Consider the following 3,343-nt stretch of genomic DNA (forward strand, 5'->3'; position numbering starts at 1 on the left):
GATCAATCTTGCCGCCATCCTCGAGAATGGCGATCTGCCGGCGTGCCTCATAATCGATGGCTTGGCCGATGAAGCGGATCGAGTTGACGTTCTTGATCTCGCAGCGCGTGCCGAACTCTCCGCCCGGCTTGCGCACCGAGACGTTGACGTCGGCGCGCATCGAGCCTTCATCCATGTTGCCGTCGCAGGTGCCGAGATAGCGCACGATGGTGCGCAGCTTGGTGACATAGGCCTTGGCTTCATCGGCCGAGCGCATGTCCGGCTTGGAGACGATCTCCATCAGCGCCACGCCGGAGCGGTTGAGGTCGACATAGGACATGGTCGGATGCTGGTCGTGCATCGACTTGCCGGCATCCTGCTCCAGGTGCAGCCGCTCGATGCCGACCTCGATGTCCTCGAACTCGCCCTGACGATCCGGACCGACCGAGACGATCACGGTGCCCTCGCCGACGATCGGCTGCTTGAACTGCGAGATCTGATAGCCCTGCGGCAGATCCGGATAGAAGTAATTCTTCCGGTCGAAGACGGACTTGTGGTTGATCTGCGCCTTCAGGCCAAGGCCGGTGCGGATCGCCTGCTTGACGCATTCCTCGTTGATGACAGGCAGCATGCCCGGCATGGCCGCATCGACGAGGCTGACATTGGCATTGGGCGCAGCACCGAAAGCGGTCGAGGCGCCGGAAAACAGCTTTGCCTCCGAGGTGATCTGAGCGTGGACCTCGAGCCCGATGATGATCTCCCAGTCGCCGGTGGCGCCGGGGATCAGGCGTTTTGCATCGGGGGTACGGGTGTCGATGAGGGTCATGATGGCCTGCGACTTGCGGTGACTGAACTCACATTTGAACGTGAATTTCACGTCGAACGTGGAAGTCATTCGCTAGTGCAAACCGCCAAAAGAGACAAGCGTAAAGCCACGGCCTGGCCTTTTCAGCCGCCTCGAACCCGAGCGGGATCGACCACAGCCAGACCTCGGCTCCGCCGGTCGGTTCGCCGGCCGGCGGTTTCCGTTCACCGCTCAAGCGGTGGCGATGTAGGCCCTGATCTCGTCGGCCTCGCGCTCGACGTCCTCGATACGGCGCTTGACCACGTCGCCGATGGACACGATGCCATCGAGCATACCGTCCTTTTCCACCGGCAGATGGCGGAAGCGGCCCTTGGTCATGATCTCCATCACCTCGTTGACGGTGTGGTTCTCATTGCAGATCTTCACCTTCGGCGTCATCGCCGAGCGCACGGCGATATCGAGCGCGGCTCCACCTTCCCTGGCGACCACCCGCACGATGTCGCGCTCCGAAAGAATGCCGACGATCTTGCGATCGCCATTGGTGATGACCAGCGCGCCAATCTTGTGTTCGGCCAGGATGCGGATGGCTTCGCTCAGCTTTTCGTTCGGCCCGAGCGTCAACACGTCATGGCCTTTCTTCTCGAGAATTGCCTTAACCGTCATGGCGTCCTCCTCCTCTGCTTTGCCTGCCGGTTCCTGCCCTGACCGGCTTCACATAAGAGTGAACATGGTGCGCCGTCATCGGTTGCATTTCAAGTGCGGCGGTCGGTGGTGTCCCATTCAGGCGCCTGCCATGGTCGGTCGAACCAGCGCAGGCCGAAGAAGCCGGCGACAAAGCCGCCAATATGGGCCTCCCAGGCTATCTGGCCGTCAATTCCGGGGGCAAAGCCGAGAAGGCCAGTGGCGAGGTTGATGATCATCCACACGGCTAGGAAGATCACGACGCCGCGCGAGCGCAGGACGATGGCGATTGGCAGCACGGGGCCGGCGAAGGCAGCCTTGCCGGCCGACGAGCGCTGGGTGTGGAAACCGAAACGCGCGGCAGCGCCCATCATGCCGGAAATAGCGCCCGATGCCCCGACCAGCGGCGCTTCTCCGTACGGATGCATGGCCCAGAAAAGCGCAACCGAAGCCAGCCCGGTCACGGCAAAGAACAGCGAAAACCGGAGCGGCCCCAGGCGATTTGCCAATGGAGAACCGAAAGCGGCGAGCCAGACCATGTTGATGGCAATATGGGCAAAGCTGCCATGCAGGAAGGCGTAGGTGAACGGGCGGGTGAAAAGGAACCAGTCGAAGCCGTATTTGCCGGTGTAGAGAACAGGGATGAAGGCCCCGTCGTAGAGCAGCGTCAGTTGCTGTTCCTGGGTTAGCACGTACTGCTGCAACAGGTAGACGACCGCGCATATGCCCATCACCGCCAGGACGACAGGTGGCAGATTGAACACCGGCTCTCGCCGTTGTTCGGCTCCATCCTCGATCGGCTCGATTTCCGAGGGGCCTTCCGGTTCGCTCATATGAAATTGCACTCAAACAGGGATTCGGGTTCGAGCATCTAGATCACCCCCGAACGAACCGCAAACGGCGAATCGCCTCATCGCGAATCAAAAAAAAGCCGCTCAAGGTTTCCCTTGAACGGCCGGTCGAGCCCCCTGCTCCCCCTAAAACTCTTAACTGAAGTGCTGCCGATCGTCGCGAAACGACCGCTTCTGGAGTGGTTTTTGTGTGCCATAGGGCCCGCCTCGCTGCAACGTCAACCAGTTGTTAACCTTAACGGCCCCGACCCGTGAACAAGTGTTAACGACGCTGGCACGCTTCCTGCTCCGCAACGCATGTAGGTCATCGGAGGGCGCCYTTTCTGTTCACCGATGGGACATCAGACGACAGATTGCGCGGAGCAGAATAGCATGAACCAGAACGGATCGATCACGCTGTTCCAATATTGGAACCGCCTGCGTGACGGACGCCCCGCCCCGAAGCGTTCGGAGGTCGAGCCGGCCGACATCAAGTCGCTGCTGGCCGATACGTTCATCCTGGAAAGGGACACGCGCGGACAAGCCGTCTTCCGGCTCGCCGGCACCAGGCTTTGCGCCTATTATGGCCGCGAACTCAAGGGGTTCTCCTTTCCGTCGCTGTGGCGCGAGAAGGATCAGCGGCTCGTCTCGAGGCTGATTCATGGCGTCTTCGACCAGAAGTCGGTCGTGCTCATCGCCTTCGAGGGTTTCAGCCGCAACGGCCGTACCAACAAGTTCGAACTGCTTGCCTTGCCGCTTGACGGCGGTGTTGAAAATCCGCGCTGCCTGGGCGTGATCAGTGCCGTGGAGAAGCCCTTCTGGCTGGGTGCCGATCCGATCACCGACGCGTTGATCGATTCGATTCGCGTCATCGATCCGGAGAAGGAGCTTCTCAACAACCGTCCGGCGATCGATGTTCCTTCGCTGGTTCCGGATGAACTCGCGGCACCCGAGACGATATCGGCGCTTGGCCGCGCGCGCCGCATCCGCCATCTCGTCGTCTTCGATGGCGGACGCGAGGAATAGGGGCCAAATCTCGCCGCAACGG

4 protein-coding genes are annotated in these 3,343 nt (G+C 61.0%); 1 reads left to right on the forward strand and 3 read right to left on the reverse strand.

What is annotated here, in order from left to right; translation table 11 throughout:
- The 3 genes from gatB to ACXJ7R_RS28135 all read right to left on the reverse strand — a co-directional run.
- On the reverse strand, positions 1-805 hold an 805-nt coding region (gene gatB, locus ACXJ7R_RS28125), incomplete at its 3' end, for an Asp-tRNA(Asn)/Glu-tRNA(Gln) amidotransferase subunit GatB (RefSeq protein ID WP_457154676.1).
- Between the two features lie 210 nt (positions 806-1,015).
- Positions 1,016-1,447 carry a CBS domain-containing protein gene (locus ACXJ7R_RS28130; protein ID WP_184870665.1) on the reverse strand — a complete coding sequence of 144 codons (432 nt, stop codon included), beginning with the start codon at positions 1,445-1,447 and terminating at the stop codon, positions 1,016-1,018.
- Between the two features lie 89 nt (positions 1,448-1,536).
- Entirely contained in the window at positions 1,537-2,298 is a 762-nt protein-coding gene (locus ACXJ7R_RS28135; protein WP_457154677.1) for a rhomboid family intramembrane serine protease, read from the reverse strand.
- A gap of 390 nt (positions 2,299-2,688) precedes the next feature.
- Here ACXJ7R_RS28135 and ACXJ7R_RS28140 point away from each other — a divergent pair, with 390 nt between their 5' ends.
- On the forward strand, positions 2,689-3,321 hold the full coding sequence (locus tag ACXJ7R_RS28140) for a PAS domain-containing protein (RefSeq protein WP_457154678.1): 633 nt from the start codon (positions 2,689-2,691) through the stop codon (positions 3,319-3,321).
- The last annotated feature ends 22 nt before the right edge of the window (positions 3,322-3,343 follow it).

It is taken from the genome of Mesorhizobium sp. P5_C1 (assembly GCF_054049815.1).